This is a genomic window from Pseudomonas putida, from assembly GCF_050989985.1.
GTDB lineage: Bacteria > Pseudomonadota > Gammaproteobacteria > Pseudomonadales > Pseudomonadaceae > Aquipseudomonas > Aquipseudomonas putida_AI.
This window is the reverse complement of record NZ_CP158815.1, coordinates 5,635,685-5,658,762: the sequence shown is the minus strand read 5'-3', so window position 1 is coordinate 5,658,762 and position 23,078 is coordinate 5,635,685. Positions and strand designations below refer to the sequence as shown.

The following is a 23,078-nucleotide window of genomic DNA, read 5'->3' as shown; positions in this document are numbered from 1 at the left end:
ATGAGGGCCTGACAGTCAACGATGATGTTGAAAGACAGGCCGCTATCGCGAGCAGGCTCGCTCCCACAGGTTTATCCGGTGTTTGAGAGACCGGGTTGTTACTTACGAGCCACGATGACAGCCCGCATCGGCGCCGGCAGCCCTTCGATGGTTTTGCTGTGATCCTCGGGATCGAGGAAATCGCTCAACGACTGATACTTCATCCACTCCGTCCCACGCTGTTCTTTCACCGTAGTGGTGCTCACGTCCACGCAACGCACGTCAGTGAACCCGGCACGACGTAGCCACAGTTCCAGCGCCGGCACGGACGGCAGGAACCACACGTTGCGCATCTGCGCGTAGCGATCTTCCGGCACCAGCACCTGATGCTGGTCGCCCTCGACCACCAGGGTTTCCAGCACCAGCTCACCGCCCTTGACCAGGCAATCCTTCAGCGCCAGCAAGTGCTCGATCGGCGAGCGGCGGTGGTAGAACACGCCCATCGAGAACACGGTGTCGAAGCCTTCGAGGTTCGGCGGCAAGTCTTCGAAAGGAAACGGCAGGTGCCAGGCGTTCGGCTCTGAGAGGTAACGCTGCACCGCCTGGAACTGGCAGAAGAACAGCCAGTTCGGATCGACGCCGATCACACTGTCCGCGCCGGCGCCGAGCATGCGCCACATGTAGTAGCCGTTGCCGCAACCGACATCGAGGATGCGCTTGCCCTTCAGGTCCAGGTGCGGGGAAACCCGCGACCATTTCCAGTCCGAACGCCATTCGGTGTCGACGTGCACGCCGAACAGGTCGAACGGCCCCTTGCGCCACGGCGACAGGCCCATCAGGGCGGTGCGCATTTGTGCGCGGGTTTCATCGTCGCAATCGGTGTCCAGCTTCAGGCCGTTGAGCAGATCGACCTCGCTAGGCTGGATCTTCGGTAGGGCATCCAGCGCGCTTTGCCAGCGCTCCAGGTCGCCGTGACCCTTTTCCATCTTCTTGTCGAGTTGCACTTGCAGGGTGTTGGCCCAATCGGCCAGCGGTGTGCCTGCCAGGCGGCGGGCGAGGGGGGACAGATCAATCATGGCAAGGCAATCAACGAGGCAAAGTTAAGACACTGGAACCACGGCACGACTTTCGAGAACCCGGCGGCCAGCAGGCGTTCGCGGTGTTCTTCGAGGCTGTCGGGCTTCATGACGTTTTCGATGGCGCTGCGCTTCTGGGCGATTTCCAGTTCGCTGTAGCCGTTGGCGCGTTTGAAGGCGATGTGCAGGTCGGTGAGCAGGGCGTGCTCCTGTTCGTCTTCAAAGCGCAGCTTTTCCGAGAGAATCAGCGCGCCGCCGGGCAACAACGACTGACGGATGCGCGAAAGCAATCCAGTGCGCTGATCCGGGGCGATGAATTGCAGGGTGAAGTTCAGCGCCACCACCGAGGCCGGCTGGAATTGCAGGGCGAGGATGTCGCCTTCGATCACCTCGACCGGCAGCAACTCCTGGAACATCGAATCCTGACCGTTGAGGTACTCGCGGCAGCGCTCGACCATGGCGGCGGAGTTATCCACAGCCATCACCCGGCAGCCGTCGGTGCGCACATGCCGACGCAGCGCTTGAGTCACCGCACCCAGGGACGCGCCGAGGTCGTAGAGCACGCTGTTGGGCTGGGCGAATTGCGCGGCGAGCACGCCAAGGTTTTCCACAATGGTCGGATACCCCGGCACCGAGCGCTTGATCATGTCCGGGAACACCCGTACCACGTCCTCGTTAAAGGCGAAGTCAGGCACCTGGGCCAATGGCTGGGCGAAAAGGCGATCGGATTCTTTGCTCACGGCGGTTCCGGCGGTGTCGATGAAAAGGCCGGCATTTTAGCCAAGTTGGCGCGCGGATGCGCGGATTGTCTGATAAACCGGCGGGCAGGATCCGCAATTGTTGTCGTCAGTGATATTGCTTTCGCGAGCAGGCTCGCTCCCACAGGGTTTGCGCTGTACCTGTGGGAGCGAGCCTGCTCGCGATGGGGTCAGCGCGGTTTCTGGGTGAAAGCCGACGCTGTAATCCCCCATTGCCCCAGCCAGTAACTGAGGATGATCACATAAGGCGCGGCATCGAACGGCGCCACAAAGCGGCTGATACCGATCACGCTGTCCGAGAATACGAATGCCACCGCGCCCGCTGCCGCCAGCAGCGCCGAGCGCCGGGGCACCTCGGTGCCGAGCCGCGCCAACGCTCGCCAGAGCATGGCGCTGATGGTCAGGCCGTAGACGATGACCGGGATCAGCAGTGGTCCCAATCCATGAGAAATCAGCACCCCAAGCAGCACGACGCCAACACTCAAGGCAATGAGCAGCGGCAACAGCGCCAGGCGCCGGCAATCGCTGAGATAGGCTTTCAGATAGGCCAGGTGCGCGACCAGAAACGCCCCCAGGCCAAACACGAACAAATCCCCCGGCAGCGCCAGCAGCACATCGCCGATCAGGGAAAAAATCAGGCCGAGGCTGATCCAGCGCCGATAGTCGCCGGGTGGCGCGTCATGCAGCCAGCCGAGCAGGGCCAGGACAGGCAGTGGCTTGACCAGCAGGCAGAGCAGCGAGGCGTGCACGCTGAGACCGTAGAGGAAGGTCACCGCGCCCATCAGCGCCAGGATCAGCCAGCCCACGATCAATTAACCGAAATGGCGCAGTCGAAGGCGTCCACCGGCAGCACTTCCGGTGCCCAAGGCTGTTGCGAGGTCAGGCGCAAACGCCCGGTGCCGGGGGCGAACGCCTGGAAACGCCAGGTCGAGACACCGGCAGCGCCGACGACTCCCGCATCTTCCGGATTGCGATAAACCTCAGGGCCCAACGACCGCAGTACGCCACCGGCCGAATCCTGGATGGACCAGCGATAACCCGTGGTCGGGTTGCTCGGCAGGGTCAGGATCAGGTTTTGCCCGCTGGTGAGTTTCACCGGGCATTCGCTTTGTTTTTCCACGGTCACGTTGTGTTTCGGTTGCGTGGCGCAAGCGGCCAGCAGCGCGAAGGCGAGGGGGACGAACAGGCGAGTGGGGGACATGAGGTCAGGGGCTCCGGCGTTCACGACGAACGGCGAGCATAACCGAGATGAGACAAAATGTGACAGCAGCAGGGAGGTGGTGTGAGTGCTGACGCCATCGCGAGCAGGCTCGCTCCCACAGGGGGTTTGAGTCGATCACAAAATGTACGTGCCCCCCCCAATCACTGTGGGAGCGAGCCTGCTCGCGATGACGTCGGCATAGGCACTACAAGACTGTCAGAACAACACCTTCGCCACATCCGCAAACCGCTTGGCGAAGTGCACGGTAATGCCTTCCTTCAGATACTCCGGCAGTTCCTCGAAGTTGCCCCGGTTCGCCTCCGGCAGAATCAGCTCGAAAATCTTCTGCCGTCGCGCCGCAATCACCTTCTCGCGCACGCCGCCAATCGGCAGCACATGCCCGGTCAAGGTCAGTTCGCCGGTCATGGCCACGCCTTTTTTCGGCGGCTGGTTGCGCGCCAGTGACAACAGGGCGCTGGCCATGGTCACGCCGGCGCTCGGGCCGTCTTTTGGCGTTGCGCCTTCCGGTACGTGCAGGTGCACGAAGGCTTCGTCGAAGAACTTCGGATCGCCGCCAAACGACTTCAGGTTGGAGCTGACGTAGCTATAGGCGATTTCCGCGGATTCCTTCATCACATCACCCAGTTGCCCGGTGAGTTTGAAGCCACGGTTCAAGGTATGAATCCGCGTCGCCTCGATCGGCAGCGTGGCGCCGCCCATGCTGGTCCAGGCCAGGCCGGTGATGACACCAGTGCCGGACAATACCTGTTCGTTGCGGAACACCGGATGTCCGAGGGAGGCTTCGAGGTCTTTCGGGCCGAGCTTGATCACCGCGTTGGGGTCATCAAGCAGCTTCATCACCGCCTTGCGCACCAGTTTGCCCAGGTGTTTTTCCAGCTGTCGCACGCCTGCTTCGCGGGCATAGCCGTCGATCAAAGCCTTCAACGCGTTATCGCTGATGCTCAGGCTGCCCTTGGACACACCCGCCTTTTCCAGCAACTTGGGCCAGAGGTGACGCTTGGCGATGGCGACTTTTTCTTCGGTGATGTAACCCGACAGGCGGATCACTTCCATGCGGTCGAGCAATGGGCCTGGGATAGAATCCAGGGTGTTGGCGGTGCAGACAAACAGCACTTTCGACAGGTCCATGCGCAGGTCGAGGTAGTGGTCGAGGAACTCGACGTTCTGCTCGGGATCGAGGGTTTCCAGCAGCGCCGAGGCCGGGTCGCCCTGGTAGCTCTGGCCCATCTTGTCGATCTCGTCGAGCATGATCACCGGGTTCATCACTTCGACGTCTTTCAGTGCCTGCACCAGTTTGCCCGGCTGCGCGCCGATGTAGGTGCGGCGGTGGCCCTTGATCTCGGCTTCATCTCGCATGCCACCAAGGCTGAAGCGGTAGAACGGCCGCCCCAGGGATTCGGCGATGGACTTGCCGACGCTGGTCTTGCCCACGCCCGGCGGGCCCACCAGCAGTACGATGGAACCGCTGATCTCGCCCTTGTAGGCGCCGACCGCGAGGAATTCGAGGATGCGGTCCTTGATGTCGTCGAGGCCGGCGTGGTGCTTGTCCAGCACCTTGCGTGCGTGCTTGAGGTCGAGTTTGTCCTCGCCGTACACGCCCCATGGCACCGAAGTGGCCCAGTCGATGTAGTTGCGGGTCACCGCATACTCCGGCGAGCCGGTTTCGAGGATCGACAGCTTGTTCATTTCTTCTTCGAGGCGTTTTTGCACCTGCGCCGGCAGGACTTTCCCCACCAGCCGCTGCTCGAACTGTTCGAGGTCGGCGCTGCGGTCGTCCTTGGTCAGCCCCAGTTCCTGCTGGATGACCTTGAGTTGTTCCTTGAGGAAGAACTCACGCTGGTGCTCACCGATCTTGCGGTTCACCTCGGCGGAGATTTCCTTTTGCAGGCGCGCCACTTCGACTTCCTTGCGCAGCATCGGCAGCACTTTTTCCATGCGCTTGAGCATCGGCACGCAGTCGAGCACTTCCTGCAACTCATTGCCGGTAGCCGAGGTGAGGGCGGCGGCGAAGTCGGTCAATGGTGACGGATCGTTGGGGCTGAAGCGGTTGAGGTAGTTCTTCAGTTCTTCGCTGTACAGCGGATTGAGTGGCAGCAATTCCTTGATCGCATTGATCAGCGCCATGCCATAGGCCTTGACCTCGTCGGTCGGCTCGGTGGGCTGGTGCGGGTATTCGACCTCCACCAGGTACGGCGGGCGATGGTGCTTGAGCCAAGTCTTGAGGCGCACGCGGGTCAGGCCCTGGGCGACGAATTGCAGCTTGCCGTTTTCGCGGCTGGCGTGGTGCACCTTGACCAGCGTGCCGTACAGCGGCAGGGCCGAGGTGTCGAAGTGGCGAGGGTCTTCCTGGGGCGTGTCCATGTAGAACAGGGCCAGGGAGTGGTGGTCGGACTTGGCCACCAGATCCAGAGTTTCCGCCCACGGCTCTTCATTGACGATGACCGGCAGCACCTGGGCGGGGAAGAACGGTCGGTTGTGGATCGGGATGATGTAGACCTTGTCCGGCAGATTCTGCCCGGGCAGGGCCAGGCCCTTGCCGGGGGTGTGGTGCGGGGCATTTTGCGGATCGGCGTATTCGCTCGGGTCTTCGGGGAATTCCTGCTGGTCGCTCATTTGGGCACCTGCGCAATGGGTATGGGTCTTAGATGGGGCAGGTTGGCGGTGGTTTCAATGATGCCTGGGGGTTAATGGATCATTCGAAAGTGTATTCAGCAGGGATTCAGGTTAGCTGGATTTTGGACGCTGGCGCCTGCGCAGGAGCGACCGGTTCATCTACATTTAACAGACCGCTTCCCCCGGGCGAAGCCCTCGGCTAAGGTGCGCGGCTTCCCATACTTTCCCTGTTTGAAGGCCCGGCATGACCGAACAGAACAACAACCCGCTGCATGGCGTGACGCTGGAGCAAATCCTCAACGCCCTGGTTGAACACTACGAATGGTCGGGGCTGGCCGAACGCATCGATATCCGCTGCTTCAAGAGTGATCCGAGCATCAAGTCGAGCCTGACCTTCCTGCGCAAAACCCCATGGGCGCGGGAGAAGGTCGAACGCTTGTACGTGAAGCTGATGCGCACCAAGCGCCCGCTCTGAACATGGCGATCCCTTCCGTCACGCGGCGTCGTCTGGTGACGGTGGCTGCCGTTCTGGGCTGGGCCGGATTGAGCATTCAGTTGTACCTGATCTTCTACTCGCGCTGGACATTCGCAGCCAGCCTGCTGGCCGGGCTGGTGAGCTTCTTCAGCTACTTCACCGTGCTCAGCAACACCCTGGTGGCGACGGTGCTGACCTGTGAGTTGACGTCCCGCGAATCCGCCGCGCACCGCTGGTTTTTGCAGCCGTGGGTCAGCAGCGGCATTGCGGTGAGCATCGCCGTGGTCGGCCTGGCGTATAGCCTGTTGCTGCGCCATCTCTGGCATCCCGAAGGCTGGCAATGGCTGGCCGATGAGTTGTTGCATGACGTGATGCCGCTGCTGTTTCTGGTCTATTGGTGCTGCTGCGTACCCAAGGGCACGTTGCGGCTCAAGCATATTGCGCTGTGGGTGATTTACCCGTTGGCGTACTTCGCCTATGCGTTGCTGCGCGGGCATTTGCTTGCGAGCTATCCGTATCCGTTCATTGACGTGGCGAAGCTGGGTTATCCACAGGTGTTTATCAATGCCGGGGGATTGTTGGTGGGATTCGTGGGGATTTCACTGGTGCTGATCGGGCTGGATCGGTGGCTCGGGCGTCGTAGTTAAGACATGCATTTGTAGTGTTTTCGGCATCGCCATCGCGAGCAGGCTCGCTCCCACAGAAATCACACTGAACTTGTGGGAGCGAGCCTGCTCGCGATGGGGGCCTGAAGTCCTCTCACTCCTCGTCGCTGTCACCCAACCGCCAGTAGCCCACCGCCTTGACGAACTGCTCATCCAGCCCGTGTTCATCGAGCAGCACCCGGCGGATCTGCCGCGAGGTTTTACTCTCGGTCGCCACCCAGGCATACAGGCTGCCACCCGGCACCTGGATCTGCCGAACCGTAGTCAGCAAATGATCCTTGCCACCTTCTCGCAGTACCCAGATCACATTGACCTGGGCCGCACTCTCCAGCACTTGCTGCTCCTTGCCGTTCTCCACTTCGACGATCACCAGCGCCCGCCGATTGGCCGCCAGGCCTTCCAGGCGCCGGGCGATGGCGGGCAGGGCGGTTTCGTCGCCGATCAGCAGGTAGCTGTCGAAGATGTCCGGCACGATCATCGAACCCCGGGGCCCGCCGATGTGCAGGAACTGACCGGGTTCGGCCTGTTCGGCCCAGGTCGACGCAGGGCCGTCGCCGTGGATGACGAAATCGATGTCCAGCTCCAGCGTCTCCAGGTCATAGCGGCGGGGCGTGTAGTCGCGCATCGCAGGCATCGGTCCCTCTGTTTTGCCGGGACCCAGCACCAAAGTTTCCAGTGCCGCTTGTTCGGCGGCGTTCTGCGGGAACAGCAGTTTGACGTGATCGTCCGTACCGAGACTGACGAAGCCTGCCAGCTCCGGTCCGCCCAGGGTTATCCGGCGCATGCGCGGCGTCAGATCGACCACACGCAGCACCTCCAGGCGACGACGTTTGATTTCATGCATGACGCGGTGAATGGTTTGGGAGGGGTCGATTACATCGGTCATTCGGCGGACTCCTGGACAGCTGTAACGGCAGGGCCGTCGACAATGGCTTTGGCAGTGTTATTGAGCAGGTCGCGTACCCGCAGGATTTCTTCCGGGCTCCAGCGACCGTGGTGCATTTGCAAGGCATGCCGCAGGTTATGCACCGCCTCATGGATTTCGGGCGGCCGGTCATGTCCGCGCAACGAGCGCTTGCTGACCTCGATGCGCATGCGCACGCCATCCAGCGCAATCGCCTGATCACTCAAGGAAAGACGCCCGGCGTCGGTCACGCTGTAGCGCTTTTTTCCGCCATCGGCATCGCCCTGGATCAGGTCGCTTTCTTCGAGGAAGGTGAGCGTCGGGTAGATCACGCCGGGACTGGGGCTGTAGGCGCCGTCGAACATGCCTTCGATCTGGCGGATCAGGTCGTAGCCGTGGCATGGCTGCTCGGCGATCAACGCCAGCAGCAACAATTTCAGGTCGCCTGGGGCGAACACACGGGGGCCGCGGCCGCCGCGTTCGCGGCCTGGGCGCCTTTCGAAGCCGTCGTGGCTGTCACCGTGTTCACGGTGGGGGGAATGATGGTCTCTCATTTTTGCTTGCTCTCTTCACGTTTAGATACAACTTAAGATATATCTTGTGAGGTGCGCAAGGGTTTTGTTGAGAATTAGTGTCATTTGTCGGCGGATGGTGGTCGGCAGGTGGTGAAAATCATGAATCAATCCATCGCACCCACCAGGATTTTTTCTTTCATAAGGACAATCTCAAAAGTTAAAGCTATGACTCTATTTAAATGGAGCTTATATTCTAGATTCGCTTCATTTACCCGTATTCAATAGTCGATATTGCTGTATGGTTTTTAGTTGAAAACTGTATGTAGTATGGAACTTACAGTTGCTGTTTTGATTTTCCATTATTTGTTCTTTTTTCTTTCCAGCTATGAAGTAGTTTAACTACGCGATCATCGGAAGTTGCCTGCTTACTTTCCAGAACGAACAGTCGATCATGCCCCGGCGTTGAAAGTCCAAACCAACACACCCCTCAACGGGTAGGCGTTGCTTGTACTTTCAATGAACTGATCCTTTCAAGAAAACAGGTACTCAATGATGTTCAAGAAATTCGCAATCGCTGCTCCACTGGCTGTTCTGGCACTCAACTCTTCCATGGCCTTCGCTGCGGGCGAAGCGGCTCACTCCATCAGCCTCATTGCTCACGTGCCGACCAATGGCTTCTACGTGGTGCCGACTGACGCCGACCTGGTCAACAAGGATCAGGACATGAGCTTCCAGCCGAGCACCGGCAAGATGCGTGAAGTCAACGGTTTCTTCGACGTGCGCAACAACAACGGTTCGGTTCACGCCAGCCTGGAAAGTGCACCGAAACTGATCTCTGGCGCCGAAGCCATTGATTTGAAAGTTGAGTTCAACAACAAGGAACTGACCCTGACGCCACAACTGGTTGTGGGCGAAGCCGAGTCTGACGTGAACTATCGCGCACCGCTGAAAATTAGCGCCAAAGGTACAACTTTCCAACCGGGTGATTACACCGGTGTGGTCGCCATGACCTTCGACGCTGTGCCTCCTGTCGCCCCCGCGCCTTGATCGAACGATCAGCAATAAACGCTAGTTATTGAAGCGGCGTTATCCGGCGGGCAATCCACATGGCTTGTCCGCCGGACTTCAACTTGTTCGAAATCAGAGTACGAGTTCATGTTCCCGATGACACCCATCGCGGCAGCGCTTGCGCTGTTGTTTTGTGCCGGTGCCGTGGCGGCTCCCGAATCCGCCGGCACCACACCGCGAAGTCTGTTGGCCCAGGCCAAAGGTTTGCCGGCGGATTTCGAGGAGCATTTTTTTGATGTGCCGCTGGCTGTGCGGGTCGAGCTTGATCAACAACCGTTGGGCGAGGCCATGGTGGTGCTGTCCCGCGATGATCGCATCACGCTTGTGGAATTCACCGACACCAGCGAAAACCGCTACGGCCCGGCCGAGCGGGAGAAGTGGGCCAGTTACCTCAAGCCCGGCGTACCGTTGGGCGCTTGCACCGGTTCCTGCCCGGACCAGGTGCTGGCGGTGCATTACAACCTGGAAAACTCGCTGGTCTCCATCCTCACCGAAAACGCCGAGCGTGACGTTGAAGAAAAGCGTTATTACGAACAGCCCGAAGGTGGCAGCAGCGGCCTGATGGTGCGTAACCAGCTCAATCTCAATGGTGGCGAGGATCAGGATCTGGGCGGTCGCTTTGGCCTTGAAGCCAGCGGCAGCCTGGGCAACTGGAGCCAGACGTTCAACATGCAATTGGCCCGCCTCGGCGGTCCGGACGACAAGCTTTATCACGCTGTACACGAGCTCTACACCCAGCGCGAGTTGCAAGGCAACTTCTTCCGCCTGGGCTATTTCACCCCCAATTCCGAAGGGCTGACCCGCCAACCGCGCACGTTCGGCACTAGCCCCGATACGGCCGTCGGTGTCATGTATGGCAGCTCCGACAGCCTGGCCATCAACAGCCCGATGCCCAGCGTTTATCCGATCTACGTGACCGCCAACCGCCAGGGCTCGGTGGAGATCTACCGCGACGGCCTGTTGCTCAACACCCAATCGGTGCCGGCCGGCTTGCAGACCCTCGACACCCGTCCGTTGCCGGGCGGCATCTATGAAGTGGAAGTGCGCCTGATCGAGGACGGGCAGATCACCTCCAGCACCCAGGAACTGGTGTACAAACCCGGCAACTGGCGCAACCTCGACGAACGCTGGCGCTACAACCTGTTTGCCGGTGAAGAAAGCAAACTGCTCAGCAACTGGGATCAACAGGCCAGCGGCAGTCCCACGGCGGGGGCCTCGGTCAACTACCTGATGCACCCGCGGGTGATTCTCGGCCTGTCGGCGCGGCAGATCCGGGAAAAACTGCAATACGGCACATCCATCGATTGGACCCTGGCCAACCACATCAGCCTGTACGCCAACGTCTACAAAACCGAGGACCACGGCACCGGTCTGGACCTGCAAAGCCTCTACAACTATGGCGCCGGCAGTCTGGTGATCAGTCACAACCGCAGTTGGCTGGACACCACAGACCTGTACGAAACGCTACCTGACGGCACCCGCGTACGGCAGCGCAATGTCTTCAAGGGCGAAACCACCAACTCGTCACTGGCGGTCAACCATCGGTTGAGCAACAAGAATTCGGTCAATGCGCGGGTGTCCCACAGCGAGGGCAACGTCGAAGGCGTCGGCGTGGACCTGGGCTGGACCCAGCGCACCACGCTGTTCGGCAGCGATGCCAACTGGCGCCTGTCGCTGTTCGACCGGCCGGGCAGTTTCAGCAGCGGCAATGATCGCAATCGCGGGGTTGACCTGAGCGTCAGTGTGGCACTGGGCGCGCCCGGCGAGCAGATCACCGGCAGCATCGGCTCACGCACTGCACGCGAAGGGGGCCGCGACAACAATGCATCCATCGGTTGGCGCAAGGATCTCAAGGATCACGTGCTGCAAAACGTCTCGGTCACCGCCCTGACCGACACCTACGGCGTGGGCGTGTCCAGCCTGGGCAACTTCCGCACCGACGCGATCAATGGCGATGGGTTCATCCAGCGCTCGTCCTACAACGGCAACTTCACCGGCGGCCTGAACCTGGACAGCACCCTGGTGCTGGGCGGTCAGCAAATGCTCATGACCAGCCAGTATGAAATGCGCGGCGCCGGCATGATCGTCGATGTCGAATCGGACATCGATGGCATTGCCCTGCGCGCCGATGACTACAGCGGTGGCAGCGCGGCGTTGAAACCGGGGCGCAACTTCATCCCGATCACCGCGTACCAGAACAGCTCGGTGAGTTTCGACTTCGAGGGCAACCATGTGCCGGCGGCCACCATCGAGCCGGCGCGCACCCGTTATCACCTGAACAAGGGCGGGGTGGACTACCGCAAGATCCGCGTGATGAAAACCCTGACGGTGCTGGGACGGCTGGTCAATGAACAGGGGCAGCCGCTCAAGGGCCACCACGTGATCAACCACGCCAGTCGCGGGGTGACGGAGGTCGACGGGTTCTTCTCGATGGAAATGAATGCCGGCTCGCCGACCCTGGAAGTGCGCCAGGATAACCGCCTGCTGTGCCAGTTCCGCCTCAACGCCAATGAACATCGCAGCGAAAACAACGTGTTGATGATCGGGGATCTGCGCTGCACGCCGGACACCCTGGCCGATGCAACCATTACCGATCAGAAGGCGGGTTGAGTCATGAATGGATTTGCGTATGGGTTGGGTTTGCTCGCGGCGCTGAGCATGCCGGCGGCAGAGGCGGTGAATCGGGAAATCAGGGCGTTGTTCCAGCCGGATCCGTCGCAGCCGAACAGGAACGTATTTATCAACAAGACGCCCAACAGTGGCTATTGCGCCAGTTATCCCAGTGAGTGCGCGGACAACAACATGTTCAGCATTCACGTTCCGGTACGGTTCGACTCCACGCGCGCCCTCATGCCCGGCGACGGCCTGGGATTGAAGGTGCCAGCCAACTGGCGGCAACTGACCGTTACCAACCGGGATACTCAGGAAACCGAAACCGTCGAGGTGCGCATCATCGGCATCGGTTCCAGCTTCTTCCTCAGCGATACGGCGGCCAACCTGGTAGGGGTATCGAACATCCTCGAGGGTCATCAAAAACTCTGGACCAGCAGCAGTTGGGTGTATGCCCCGTCCCCCTGCCAGTACAGCGGCGTCGGGGCCTACACCCCCGCGACCTACAAATTCTTCTGGAAGGCGCCGGTCGAGGCACCCTGCATCAAGGTGGCCGCTTACCGGATCCCGTCGATGTACTTCAACGCCATCGATTTCGCTTATGAATTGCGCACCCCCAATCCGTTGGGCATGTCCTCCGGGCTGTATAGCGGATCGTTGTCTTACCACCTCGGCCCCGGCGGTGATTTTCAGATGGGGACCATGATGGTGCCGGATGACAACAACCTGACCCTGGACTTCGTCCTCGACGTGCAGCACACCTTGAAGGTCGACCTCCCACCGGGCGGCAACAAAGTGGTGCTGGAGCCTGAAGGCGGCTGGCAACGCTGGATCAACAGCGGTCAAAAGCCGAGCAGGATTTATCGCGATCAAGCGTTCTATCTCTCCGCGTCGTCGCGCTTCAAAGTGATGATGGAGTGCGGCGAGACGTTTTCTCTGGCCCATTGCAATTTGCGCAGTCCGACTTCGGGAGTGCGCACGGCCACCACCGTGCAACTCAGCTTGCCTTCCGGAATTGAAGGTCCCGGAGGAGGGGGAGCCGTCACCTATCTCGCGTTGCGACACAAGGAATGGGCTGGTCCCTTTCAGCCTGGACATTACGTCGATCGAAAAGCGGGCTCGCTTCGCTTCGAGATGTTGAAAGTCCACATCGATCAGATACTCAAGCCCGGCGTGAGCGACACGTTCATTGGCGACATCACCATCATCTGGGACTCGGAAGCCTGAGCATCCTTCACCGTGCTTAATTTTTTTATGAGGTACAAGGCGATGAAACGTCTGTTTTTGCTCTGCGTGATGGGTGTGTTCTGCGGGGGGCTTCAGGCCGGGCCGCAGATCAATGTAGGCACCGTGTACGACTATCTGGATGGCGACAAAAGCACCTACCTTAAACGCATATTCAACAGCGGTGACAGCACCGCATTCGTCAAGGTCAACGTGCTGGAAATCGTCTATGACAGCGAAGGTATGCCCAAGGAAATACCGGTCGTGGCCGCGGCCGATGGCGCGTCGCGCAACGGTTTGATGGCCAGTCCGGCGCGGCTGATCATCCCGGCCCAGGGCATGCAGGGCACGCGCTTGCTGTACATGGGCGAGCGTGACCGCGAACGGTACTTCCGGGTGCGTTTCGTGCCGGTGGTGCCGGAAAAGGAAGACGAGTTCCTGGTCAGCAGCGAAGAGCGCGAAGACTACAAAAAGACACTGTCCGCCGGCGTCAACGTGATGACCGGTTTTGGCATCGTGTTCTTTGTCAGGCCCAAGGATGCCCGCTACGACACGCTGATCAATGAAACGGCTGACCGTTATGAGTTGCGCAACAACGGCAACACGGTGCTGGTGGTCGATGAGTTCAAAAGCTGCTCACTGGCCAGGGAAACCGACTGTGGCGCGACCACCAAACATCACGTCATGGCCGGCAAGGCGTTCGCTTTCGACAAGGAGCCGGGCCGTGAATACCGTTTCAAACTGATCGAAGGCGACAGCAAAAAAGACCTGAAGGTGGCGAGCCGCTAACGGTCGCTCCCATAGACGCGGTAGGTATCGAACATGAACAAGCAATGCGCCGTCGCCACACTGGTGGCTTTCACCGCACTGATGAGTGTCCCGACCTGGGCGGCCCGGGAGGAGCTCAATTTCGAGGTCAGCCTGACCATCCCCAGTCGACCGTTTTACATCATCCCGGCCGAGCCGGACTGGATCCATCGTCCTCAACGACTCCAATGGGACTACCCCTCTTCGACCATGGGCGGTTTGCGCAAGCATTTCGATGTTCGGCATGACACCAGTGCCATAGAAGCGCGCCTTGAAAGTGCGCCTTACCTGTCGAACGGCAGGCCGGGAGAGGAAATCCCGCTGCGGGTGAGTTTCAACGGTGTGGAATTGAGCCCGGATATCCGCCCACGGGAAGTGGTGACCCAGGCAGAGGCGGCCGTGGGCACCCGTGTATTACTGGAGATACAGCCGGTGAAACCGTCGGGCGGGTACAAACCCGGGGACTATGACGGCAACGTCCTGTTGCTGTTCAACGCCAGGGCGCCTGGAGCGTAAGGCAGGAATATCCGAGCTGCGGGAGTGGATCAGGGTGAAACCGGCCGGATTGCGGCCGGTCAATGGCTGCGGCGACCGGATGTCATCTTGCAACGCCAGGGCGCCCTGAACCCAGTGTCAGGTCGAGCGAGGATTTAAAGCCCGGCCCTTGTCAGCGCCGCGTGGGTCAGTTCCCTGGCCAGCCAGTTTCGTGCATAGGCCATGTCGGTGATCTGCCGTTTGTAAAACCACGGGGTCATTTCTTCGCCAGTGAACACGTCTTGCTCGGGAATGTTCAGCGCCTTGGCCAGATCTTCCAGTTTCTTGAATATCTGGTTGGTCTGTTCCCGATCCTGGTGGTGAGCCCATTCCTTTTGAGTCTCGCGCAGCGTTTCGAGCTGCGCGTGCTTGGTTGCATAAAGACGATCGTTCGTCTCGAACTGGTCCGGGTAGGTCTTGCGTAGATACTCCTCCCAGAACGGATGTTCGAATAGATCGATCATCCCGTTGACCAGTCCGTCGCCGCGCTCGCGTTCGATAATGGTTTTCCAGGCCGTTTCGATTTTGGCCTGATCGACGCCCGAACGGGTTTCAGACAGCATGTCCTCGGACCTCCAGGGCAGATCCATCTTTTTCGCCAGCCCGGTTTCGAAGGCCATATGCACTTCCACATCATCCGGTGCGTTGTTACCTGCCGGATTGATCAGGTGCTGCTGTTGCTGGTGGCTGATCTCGGCTCTGGCGATGTCACCCACCATGTCCAGGCGAGCGGCGCTGCGGGCCAGTCTGACCAGGTTGTTTTCAAGCTGGCTGGCAGACGTCGACTCCATGTAGGCCTGAGACACCAGTACCTTCATTCCCATGCGGTTGAACAGCTGCGACCCGGCATCGGCGCAGGTCTCGGGTTCGCCGGCTTGCATGAACAGTTCCTCGCGCAAGTCGCTGTCCACCGCCATGGCTTCGACCATCTGCCAGACGCGATGGGTGAGTTGCCGGCGCGACCGAAGGTTCTGGTAATCCTGGCTGTCTCGCTGCCGGCGAATGACTTTGAAGAACTCGAAGGCGCCGTGTTCCGCCAACACATCGTGCCAGGACTCCTCCCTCTGGGCCCTGTAACTTTCCGAGGGACTGAAAAACGAAGTATCAGTCGAGGAAATTTTCCAATGGGCCAATTCATCTACAACCGCCTCGACGTACACCTGCTGGCGAGCAAAACCCACGGACTCGCGATAGTCGCCAAAACGCGCCCGATCGGGGTCGGACAGGCGGGTGGTACTGAAGCGCGAGCGCGCCAGCACGAATGCCTGATCCGAGCCGGATGTGACCTGCGGCAAACTGTTGATCGGGCATCGGCGCATGTCGAGCAAGAAGTGGCGCGGACGGTTCTGCACGGCAGCCCCGGCCGTGAACAGGCCAGGCGGCCAGTCCTCGATACCGGTATTGGCCAAGCGAAGCACTTTCAACCCGGGCATGGCGCTGACATCCGGAGGCTGGCGCAGTGGATTGCCGTCCAGCCTCAGTGTTTCCAGGCGGGTGAGATGACCCAAGAGTTCACGGGAATGGGGCGACATGACGATTCTATTGTCGGCAAGGTCGAGGACCCTGAGCTGATGCAGATCGCCGATAACCGGGGGGATCAGGGTCAAACTGCCGTCGCGGGCGCTCAGCTGACGCAGGTTGGGCAGGTCGCTCAACAGGCCGCCGGCGCGGGTGGAATACCGTGCATTGTTCAGATTCAGGGTGGTGATCTGGTTGAGGAATTTCCTGATGTCGGGCAGCTCACGCAACTCTTTCCACCAGCGTTCCAGATCCGGGCCCAGGGTTTCGGAAGACAGATCCAGCGTATAACCACCGGCCGGGTGCACGCTGCGTTCACCGAAGGCTTTGCTTTTGCGCTCGAAGCATTCCAGCAGCCGGCGCTCGATATGGCTGCCACCGGTTCGCAGGAACACCCCATTTACGCCAAAGATCTGCTCCCCGTTGTCATCAAACTGGACAGGCTGGTTGTTCCGCCATGCCTGGAGGGTGTTGCGCAGTTGCTCGAGGTCACTCTTGAGCCGGTCGATGGCCTTGTCGGGATCACCTTTGACGCGCAAGTTCTCGACAAAGGATGTCACCTGTCGATCGCTCAGTTTTGGATAGAGTTCCTGGACCCTTTGCTCGGGAGTCCTTGTGCCGAAGAACCACCAAGGGGTGCGCACCAGATCGTTCGTTTCAACACTGGCCACCGAACGAATCGGCGGCTGCGCCAACACAACGCGGCGCTGGGCCGGTGGCGCGGAGCGTTCCATGATCCACAGTTCGAGCAGGCGCCCCTGACCGGTCTGGTAGCCCAGTTGCGCGCGCTTTTCCACCGGCAGGGCGTGCAGGATCGCTTCGTAGAAATCGCCAGCGGGGTGTAGTGGGCGGTTGTTGTCATCGAGTACTTCGTAGCGGCCGCGCTCATCACGGATCAACAGCCTCACCGTCGACGCATCGTCCGGGCCGACGCTGCAGCGCAATGGGCCGTCGTGATTGCCACTGCGCACTTCCATGCGCAGGTCGCCGAAGCTGTCACTGAAGAATCTCATGGTATTGAGCGCCAGTCTCTCGGTGTCGGGGCTCAGCAGTGCCTCGTGATAAAAGCCGTCATAGGCGCGTGTAGTGAGTACTTCGAAGTCCACTTCGCGGGCCAGTGTTTTGAGGCGCAAGGGCAAGCGTTTTTCATCGACTATCCGCCGCAGTTCGTTTGGCGTGGCCTGCGCCAACACTTTTTCCGCAAGCGTGAGCGGCAGGTCGGTAAACGTCTGTCTCAGCACCTGCACATCCGCTTTGTCCGACCTTTGTCCCGCCTGGTAGATGAAGCGGGATATGTCGCCGCGGCGCCGGTCAACGACATCCGCCAGTTTATTGCGCAAGGCTTGGGCGCGTTCGGCACGCGGTACGTCCCGACCGAGCAGGCTGCTGATTTCGGTCTCGCTCAAAAAAGCCATGACGCGCTCGGCAAACCGGCCGGACAGCAGCTCAGGCAGGCCTACGCTCAGGGTATTGGCGGCAGTCGCTTGGGCGTTGCCGTAGGCGCGCGACTGACCGCTCAAGTCAGCCCCTTCATAAACCTTCAACGCCCTTGCCGTCGGCCAGCCCGGCAGCTCGGTCAGCAGCGGCTCGAACCAGACGGATTCGGGCGCCAGCGGTCGCCCGCCGCGCAGGTTGGCACTGGCGATGCGCACCTCGTCGAGCGCGCTGAAGCGCAGGAGAGTGTCGGCCAGCAGGGGCGGTGGTGGTGCATGGTCGATATGCATCCGCCGCAATTGATTATCGTCGGTGCCGCTGCTGATGCGGATCTGCTCGTGTTCAATTGGTGTGAATCGCTCGACACTGTGGCCCAGGCGACGCATCAGGGTTTCACCTTGCCAGTCAGCCGGATTCTCGCCTTCATGGACCCAGGCGCCGTGACCGTTATGGTCGAGCTTGGGCGAGTAGGCATTCGGGCGATTGGGGTGTTTGATCCGGTGCGTTGTGTCCGCATCAGTCGCGGCGGGTTTCTCGATGGCGTACACCTTGCCTTCCAGTGCGAGCATGTGTTGATCGAGGTGCCGATACAGGCCGAGGGCATCAGGTTGCGACGCATCGGGCAGTGTTACACCGGTTTGCTCGTAAGGCTTGAGGTCGGGGTGCCACAACGTCGTCTTGCCATCGGGCAAGGTCACCGGCTTCATCCCTTCGACGAGGGGCGAAAGCTTCAGGCGAAACTCACTGCCTATGGCCACACCGGCACCGAACGCCGCCAGTTGAATGACATCGGTCACCACGCCCACCACATGCTCGGCCAGTTCGACGAACTGCCCTTCGGCCAGGTCCACGACGCCTTCGACAACTTCGGTCGCCAATTGATAGGCGGTATAGGCCAGCATGAGTTCGCCCAACCCCGGTACGAAGGGGGTCGCCACCAACAAGGCTGCGTTGAAGATGTCCGAGAGCATCTTTGTGAAGTTGTCCCACCAGGCCCAGCGTGCCGCCTGGTCGGTCCTGGCGGTCGACACGGCGATGTCCTGGGCGTCATTGATGAGTTTGTTGATCTTCCTCTGGTAGAGGTGCTGCCACAGATCCCTGCCGATGGGCGTGACCCGAAACTCCAGATGATTAGGCTTATCCACGGGGATCGCCCGCCAGGAGGGCCCCGGATCAAGGCGATCCTTTTCATGCCATTTCACTACGCTGAGGCGTTGCTCTAGGCCGGCGAAAAAATGCCCGCGCTGTTGCTGATCGATGAATTGGCTGAAGAACTGCCAATAGTTGGTCCTGGTTGAAGGGATGGTTTTGTTGTCACGCAGCTGGCGGGTCAATTCCTGCAGGAATGCAAGCCCCGAGGCATATTCTTTGAGCGGGTGTTCGGGGTCGTGGGGAACGTAGGCAATCAACTTGTCGATGCCACGACTTTCTTTGGCGGCGGTGAACAACACGACTCCGGTCAACGACGCATCCAGTATCGACAGTTCGCAGCACTGCATCACTTTACCGTCCAGCGTGAGGCCCGTTCGCCCTTCGATCATTCCAAGCACGACGTCGAATGCATCGGCGGAGATATCTTTTTTCTTCAGCGCCAGATGCGCAGCGACTTCAAGTGCCGCTTTCTGGGCGGCGGTTGCCCTGAGCTCGAGCAGCGCTTGGGAGACAGGCTCTTTGGTCAGTAGAAAGGCTCTGAGGTATCGGTTGTATTGGCCGCCGATGTCCAGTTCCCGGCACAGATTCTTGAACTGTTCAATGGACATCTTTGTTCTGACTGGAACGATATCGAAGTGGCCATTGGCATCGGGTTTACTGATGAAGTCGGAGTCAGCGGTAAATGTTTCCGAAGTGGCAAAGTTATGCAGTGCTGCATCAAGCAGGGACACGGTTCTACTGGCATGGCCCAGTTGTGTATCAATCACATACCACGGGGTTTGCCTGGGGAAGTAAAGGCGCAGACAAGTAGACTTCACATCCACTTCCACGCCGAAGGCCTGTTGCAGTCTGGCCTTGAGCAAGGGTTCGGCGAAGGCGTAAACATCTTTGAGTTTTGCGAACAACGCGTCGGCTTCGTTCTGTGCTTTCCTGGCCTTCAGGTTGGCGGCTTTCAGTGCATCTTGTTCGCCGTTTTCGTACCAGCTTTCAGTTTTTAATGCAGTGGCGCCCAGCGCGTAGGCTCGATGCAGTGATGTCGTTGCCAGTTCTTTGCTGACTGTTTTTTTTATATGGTCGTAATGATGACCTTTGAATGGGCGGTTGGTGGAAGTAAGTTTAGAAGGGTGTTGATTGAAGTTCGACATTGGAAGTTATCTTTCGTGTTGGGAAGATAAAAGTCTAATTAGTCGAACTTCAAATTAAAGTCGTTATTCCTGATCGATGATAGAGGGTTTGCAGGGCGCAATACGTTTGAATTTGAATGGAAGTTATAACGATATATACCTGCGAAAGACCTGAATAACGCTATGGCGTTGTCCTTTCGGACAGCGCCATCAACGCCGGACGACGTCCACGGGCAAACACTGTGTATGGGTGCCCGGTTGCAGATACGGCGTGAGAATCGGCGCCATGCCCTTGAGCACTTGCACCGGCAACGCCGAGGTGAAGGTGAAGTTCTCCGCCGAGCGGCCCGGCACGAACGCGGTCAGCGTGCCGAAATGGGTATCGCCGATGTAGAACACGAAGGTGGCCGTGCGGTTGAGGGACTTGGAACTCAGGATCCGCCCACCGGAACCGATGGCCTCGATGCGGTTATCGCCGGTACCGGTCTTGCCACCCATGGCCAGCGGTTTGCCGTCCGGGGTGGTGAAGCTGCCGGAAACACGCCGGGCCGTACCGGCATCCACCACCTGCGAAAGGGCTTCGCGCATGGCCGTGGCGACTTCGGAAGGCATCACCCGTTTGCCGACGTCCGGGTCGTTGATCAACTTGGTTTCGTAAGGCGTATTGGCTGCGAAGTGCAGGCTGTCGATACGCAGTGTCGGCATCCGCACGCCATCGTTGAGAATCGTGCCGATCAGCTCGGCGAGGGCGGCGGGGCGGTCGCCGGAGCTGCCGATGGCGGTCGCCAGCGACGGCACCAGGTGATCGAACGGATAGCCGACTTTCTGCCAGCGCTGGTGAATGTCGAGGAACGCCTCGATCTCCAGCATGGTGCGGATACGGTTATCGCGGGCGCCCTTGTGCCGGCTCTTGAACAGCCAGCTGTAGACTTCCTGGCGTTCGAACTGGCTGGCTTTGACGATGTCCTTGAACGTGGCATCCGGGTGGTTGAGCAGGTAGCCCATCATCCACAGGTCCAGCGGGTGCACCTTGGCGATGAAGCCCTGGTCCGGCAGGTCGTAGATGCCGGGGCCGTAGGCCTCGTAAAGTCGAATAAGGCGATCGTCGGTCAGTTTTTCGGTGAGCTGGGTACCCGCCAGGTGTGACCGCACAAAGGTGTTGAAGCTTTCCTGACTGGCCCGTGGCAGCAAGTAACGGTGAACGGCCGCCAAACGGATCGGCGTCGGACGCATGCTGTCGAGGAAGGTTTCGAGTCGTTCCTGGGTGTCCTTGTTGCGGTATTTCTTCCAGAACTTGAGCAGGAACGAAGTCCCCTCGCGATCAGCGAACGAGGCCAGGTATTCCTGACGCCGCGGATCGCGGTCGTCCTTGAGCAGTTCCGCGCTGCTGTTGGGGCCGGAATAAGTGGTGTAGCGCACGATGTCGCGCATCAGGCGAATGAACGGCAGGTTGATCGACTCCCGGATCGAATCGCGCAGGGTCGGCATGCGGCCATTGTCTTCCTTGCGGAAGTTATGGAACGTGTGCAGACCGCCGCCGGTAAAGAACGCTTCGCCGGGGCTGGCCGAGTATTTGCGGTCCAGCGCGGCACCGAGCATCGGCGGCAGGCTGTGGTCCTTGTTCTGGATCAGGTATTCGATGACCCATTGGCTCAGGCGGTCCAGCTCCGGCACCTCGACTTTCTTCAGCTCCGGGACGCTCATGCCGGCATATTTGTCGTGCAGCTCGGCGATGATTTGCAGGTAAGTGGTGAGCACGCGCATTTTCGCGGTCGAGCCCAGCTCCAGTTTGCTGCCCTCGTTGATGTCGAACGGCTGGTCGGTGCTGTCGGTCTGTACCCGCACCCGCGAGCCGTCCGGGGTCAGTTCGAACAGGGTGAAGCTGTAGCGCACCTGGGTGGTGCTGGTGGGGGTCAACAGGCGTTCGCCCATCAGGCCGATTTCTGTGGCAAACGCCGGGTCGGCGAGCCTTTTCAGGTACGCCGTGGCCTGGGTCTGCAGATCGCCTTGCAGGGTGCTGGTGGCCGAGAGATCGAGGCGGTCCAGGTCATACAGCGGACGATTGAGCAGGCCGGCCAGGCGGCTGCGGGCCACGCTGATGCCCTTGTTGGTTTCGATCGGTTGAATGGTCGGCTGGGTCAGCCAGTCGCGGTAGGTGACCTTGCTGGCCAATGCCGCATCGGCGAAGGGTTTATCGATCACACCGTTCTGTGCCAGCAGGCGAATGTGGCTGTCGGTGAGGTCGGCCAGCTCATCGTGACCCTTGGTCAGGTAATGGGAAGGGCGGCGCTGGGCAATCATCAAGGACAGCATCTCGCGCAGGGCCAGGCCTTTTTCCGACAGGCTTTGTGGATCGGTCGCGTCACTGGCCAGGATTTCGTTGGCCTTGTTGAAGTCCGCGCCGTACCACACGCGCAAACCTTCGGCCATGCCATGCACTTCACCATGACCGGGGACCGCCGACAGCGGCACGCTGTTGAGGTAGTCGCGCACCACGTTCTGCCGGGCCTTGAGGGTGTCCGGCCCATCCTGATAGGCACGCACGCTGGCGGAGATCATCTGGCGGATTTTTTCCCCGCCCGAGACCGTCAAGCCGTCGGGCGAGTGCCGGTACTTCTCCAGTTGCGTCGCCAGGGTACTGCCACCTGCCGATTGACCGGGCAAATGCAACATCTTGGCGATCTGGGTATAGGCCGCCATGCCGAACCGCGGCCAGTCTACCGCCGGGTTGGCCAGGGGCTGGCGCGGGTCGAGCAGGAAGCGGTTCTCGATGAACAGCAAGCTGCTGACCACCACCGGCGGGATCGATTCGAAGCTGGAATAGAGCTGTTGCGGGTAGTTGAACTGATACAGCGGTGCCGCCTTGCAATCGGTAATCGACAAACCGGCCTGAATCTTTTCCGAATAGGGTACGAACAACCCTTTGTCGCTGTACTTCAAAAGCTCCGGGGAAAAGCGGGTCTGGGCGGAAATCACAAAATCGCGCTTGAGCAGGCGCGGCAGGAACTCACCCATCGAGCTATAGCCCAGACGCAGGTCGAACGGGCCCGCGCCCGGATAACGGACCGCATCACTGGGACCGGGTTTGAGCTCATAACTCAAGGTCTTGGCGAACTTGCTCAGTTCCCGGGCCTGAAACCTTGAGGTACGCATCTCCTTTTGCGCAGCCAGCCCCACAACAATCGCAATTATCAGCAGCAGTAGCCAGAAAGCTTTCCAGCCGTGCCGGGAGCGGGTGCGAGGGGGTTTTTCAGGGGGCGGCGCTTGCTCATCCACATCTTCAGTCGGGACCACGGTTTTACTCGAATCGGTTTGCCATAAAGCGCCCATAGTCGACTGATCCATTCACACGTATTGATCTGACTTGTCTGAAGCTTAGACGGTGGATGGCGATGGTGAA

At 59.9% G+C, this 23,078-nt stretch carries 16 protein-coding genes; 7 read left to right on the top strand and 9 right to left on the bottom strand.

Going from position 1 to position 23,078, the window contains the following annotated elements; all coding sequences use genetic code 11:
- Window positions 1-98: 98 nt before the first annotated feature.
- From cmoB to lon, 5 genes are all read right to left on the bottom strand, one after another.
- Entirely contained in the window at window positions 99-1,055 is a 957-nt protein-coding gene (gene cmoB / locus ABTV29_RS25900) for a tRNA 5-methoxyuridine(34)/uridine 5-oxyacetic acid(34) synthase CmoB (protein ID WP_433767425.1), read from the bottom strand.
- Window positions 1,052-1,795 carry a carboxy-S-adenosyl-L-methionine synthase CmoA gene (gene cmoA, locus ABTV29_RS25895; protein ID WP_433767424.1) on the bottom strand — a complete coding sequence of 248 codons (744 nt, stop codon included), beginning with the start codon at window positions 1,793-1,795 and terminating at the stop codon, window positions 1,052-1,054. Before cmoA ends, cmoB begins: the two co-directional genes overlap by 4 nt.
- 188 nt (window positions 1,796-1,983) lie before the next feature.
- Complete coding sequence (locus tag ABTV29_RS25890) at window positions 1,984-2,619, bottom strand: lysoplasmalogenase (RefSeq protein ID WP_433767423.1); 636 nt, start codon at window positions 2,617-2,619, stop codon at window positions 1,984-1,986.
- A 2-nt stretch (window positions 2,620-2,621) separates the two neighbouring features.
- Window positions 2,622-3,014, bottom strand: a complete 393-nt coding sequence (locus tag ABTV29_RS25885; protein WP_433767422.1) for a protease inhibitor I42 family protein — start codon at window positions 3,012-3,014, stop codon at window positions 2,622-2,624.
- A 216-nt stretch (window positions 3,015-3,230) separates the two neighbouring features.
- Window positions 3,231-5,648: an endopeptidase La gene (gene lon, locus ABTV29_RS25880; RefSeq protein ID WP_433767421.1), complete on the bottom strand. Its 2,418-nt coding sequence runs from the start codon at window positions 5,646-5,648 to the stop codon at window positions 3,231-3,233.
- 244 nt (window positions 5,649-5,892) lie between these two features.
- Between lon and ABTV29_RS25875 the strand changes: the two genes are divergently transcribed.
- A complete protein-coding gene (locus ABTV29_RS25875) occupies window positions 5,893-6,123 on the top strand; it encodes a VF530 family DNA-binding protein (protein ID WP_007903672.1) in 231 nt (76 codons plus the stop codon).
- A 2-nt stretch (window positions 6,124-6,125) separates the two neighbouring features.
- Entirely contained in the window at window positions 6,126-6,770 is a 645-nt protein-coding gene (locus ABTV29_RS25870) for a Pr6Pr family membrane protein (protein ID WP_433767420.1), read from the top strand.
- 112 nt (window positions 6,771-6,882) lie between these two features.
- Here ABTV29_RS25870 and ABTV29_RS25865 read toward each other — a convergent pair whose 3' ends face one another.
- Together ABTV29_RS25865 and ABTV29_RS25860 are read right to left on the bottom strand one after the other, a co-directional pair.
- Window positions 6,883-7,674 carry a siderophore-interacting protein gene (locus tag ABTV29_RS25865; protein WP_433767419.1) on the bottom strand — a complete coding sequence of 264 codons (792 nt, stop codon included), beginning with the start codon at window positions 7,672-7,674 and terminating at the stop codon, window positions 6,883-6,885.
- Window positions 7,671-8,246, bottom strand: coding sequence for a PadR family transcriptional regulator (locus ABTV29_RS25860; RefSeq protein WP_433767418.1), 576 nt, complete (start codon window positions 8,244-8,246; stop codon window positions 7,671-7,673). The genes ABTV29_RS25865 and ABTV29_RS25860 overlap by 4 nt, the downstream gene beginning before the upstream one ends.
- A gap of 510 nt (window positions 8,247-8,756) precedes the next feature.
- Between ABTV29_RS25860 and ABTV29_RS25855 the strand changes: the two genes are divergently transcribed.
- From ABTV29_RS25855 to ABTV29_RS25835, 5 genes are all read left to right on the top strand, one after another.
- Window positions 8,757-9,254, top strand: coding sequence for a CS1 type fimbrial major subunit (locus ABTV29_RS25855; protein ID WP_433767417.1), 498 nt, complete (start codon window positions 8,757-8,759; stop codon window positions 9,252-9,254).
- A 108-nt stretch (window positions 9,255-9,362) separates the two neighbouring features.
- Window positions 9,363-11,885, top strand: a complete 2,523-nt coding sequence (locus ABTV29_RS25850) for a CS1-pili formation C-terminal domain-containing protein (RefSeq protein ID WP_433767416.1) — start codon at window positions 9,363-9,365, stop codon at window positions 11,883-11,885.
- A gap of 3 nt (window positions 11,886-11,888) precedes the next feature.
- Window positions 11,889-13,112, top strand: coding sequence for a hypothetical protein (locus ABTV29_RS25845; RefSeq protein ID WP_433767415.1), 1,224 nt, complete (start codon window positions 11,889-11,891; stop codon window positions 13,110-13,112).
- A 42-nt stretch (window positions 13,113-13,154) separates the two neighbouring features.
- Window positions 13,155-13,898, top strand: a complete 744-nt coding sequence (locus tag ABTV29_RS25840; RefSeq protein ID WP_433767414.1) for a molecular chaperone — start codon at window positions 13,155-13,157, stop codon at window positions 13,896-13,898.
- 33 nt (window positions 13,899-13,931) lie between these two features.
- A complete protein-coding gene (locus tag ABTV29_RS25835) occupies window positions 13,932-14,432 on the top strand; it encodes a CS1 type fimbrial major subunit (protein ID WP_433767413.1) in 501 nt (166 codons plus the stop codon).
- A 134-nt stretch (window positions 14,433-14,566) separates the two neighbouring features.
- On the opposite strand, the gene ABTV29_RS25830 is transcribed toward ABTV29_RS25835, so the two are convergent.
- Window positions 14,567-19,699, bottom strand: coding sequence for a dermonecrotic toxin domain-containing protein (locus ABTV29_RS25830; RefSeq protein ID WP_433767412.1), 5,133 nt, complete (start codon window positions 19,697-19,699; stop codon window positions 14,567-14,569).
- 189 nt (window positions 19,700-19,888) lie between these two features.
- The gene (locus tag ABTV29_RS25825; RefSeq protein WP_433767411.1) at window positions 19,889-23,008 is read right to left on the bottom strand and encodes a transglycosylase domain-containing protein; all 3,120 of its coding nucleotides are present in this window, start codon (window positions 23,006-23,008) and stop codon (window positions 19,889-19,891) included.
- Window positions 23,009-23,078: the final 70 nt, after the last annotated feature.

Bases quoted from the DNA above. Each gene is read 5' to 3' on its own strand.
- cmoB (WP_433767425.1), bottom strand. From the start codon at position 1,055: ATGATTGATCTGTCCCCCCTCGCCCGCCGCCTGGCAGGCACACCGCTG.
- ABTV29_RS25885 (WP_433767422.1), bottom strand. From the start codon at position 3,014: ATGTCCCCCACTCGCCTGTTCGTCCCCCTCGCCTTCGCGCTGCTGGCC.
- lon (WP_433767421.1), bottom strand. From the start codon at position 5,648: ATGAGCGACCAGCAGGAATTCCCCGAAGACCCGAGCGAATACGCCGAT.
- ABTV29_RS25875 (WP_007903672.1), top strand. From the start codon at position 5,893: ATGACCGAACAGAACAACAACCCGCTGCATGGCGTGACGCTGGAGCAA.
- ABTV29_RS25870 (WP_433767420.1), top strand. From the start codon at position 6,126: ATGGCGATCCCTTCCGTCACGCGGCGTCGTCTGGTGACGGTGGCTGCC.
- ABTV29_RS25865 (WP_433767419.1), bottom strand. From the start codon at position 7,674: ATGACCGATGTAATCGACCCCTCCCAAACCATTCACCGCGTCATGCAT.
- ABTV29_RS25860 (WP_433767418.1), bottom strand. From the start codon at position 8,246: ATGAGAGACCATCATTCCCCCCACCGTGAACACGGTGACAGCCACGAC.
- ABTV29_RS25855 (WP_433767417.1), top strand. From the start codon at position 8,757: ATGATGTTCAAGAAATTCGCAATCGCTGCTCCACTGGCTGTTCTGGCA.
- ABTV29_RS25850 (WP_433767416.1), top strand. From the start codon at position 9,363: ATGTTCCCGATGACACCCATCGCGGCAGCGCTTGCGCTGTTGTTTTGT.
- ABTV29_RS25845 (WP_433767415.1), top strand. From the start codon at position 11,889: ATGAATGGATTTGCGTATGGGTTGGGTTTGCTCGCGGCGCTGAGCATG.
- ABTV29_RS25840 (WP_433767414.1), top strand. From the start codon at position 13,155: ATGAAACGTCTGTTTTTGCTCTGCGTGATGGGTGTGTTCTGCGGGGGG.
- ABTV29_RS25835 (WP_433767413.1), top strand. From the start codon at position 13,932: ATGAACAAGCAATGCGCCGTCGCCACACTGGTGGCTTTCACCGCACTG.
- ABTV29_RS25830 (WP_433767412.1), bottom strand. From the start codon at position 19,699: ATGTCGAACTTCAATCAACACCCTTCTAAACTTACTTCCACCAACCGC.
- ABTV29_RS25825 (WP_433767411.1), bottom strand. From the start codon at position 23,008: ATGGGCGCTTTATGGCAAACCGATTCGAGTAAAACCGTGGTCCCGACT.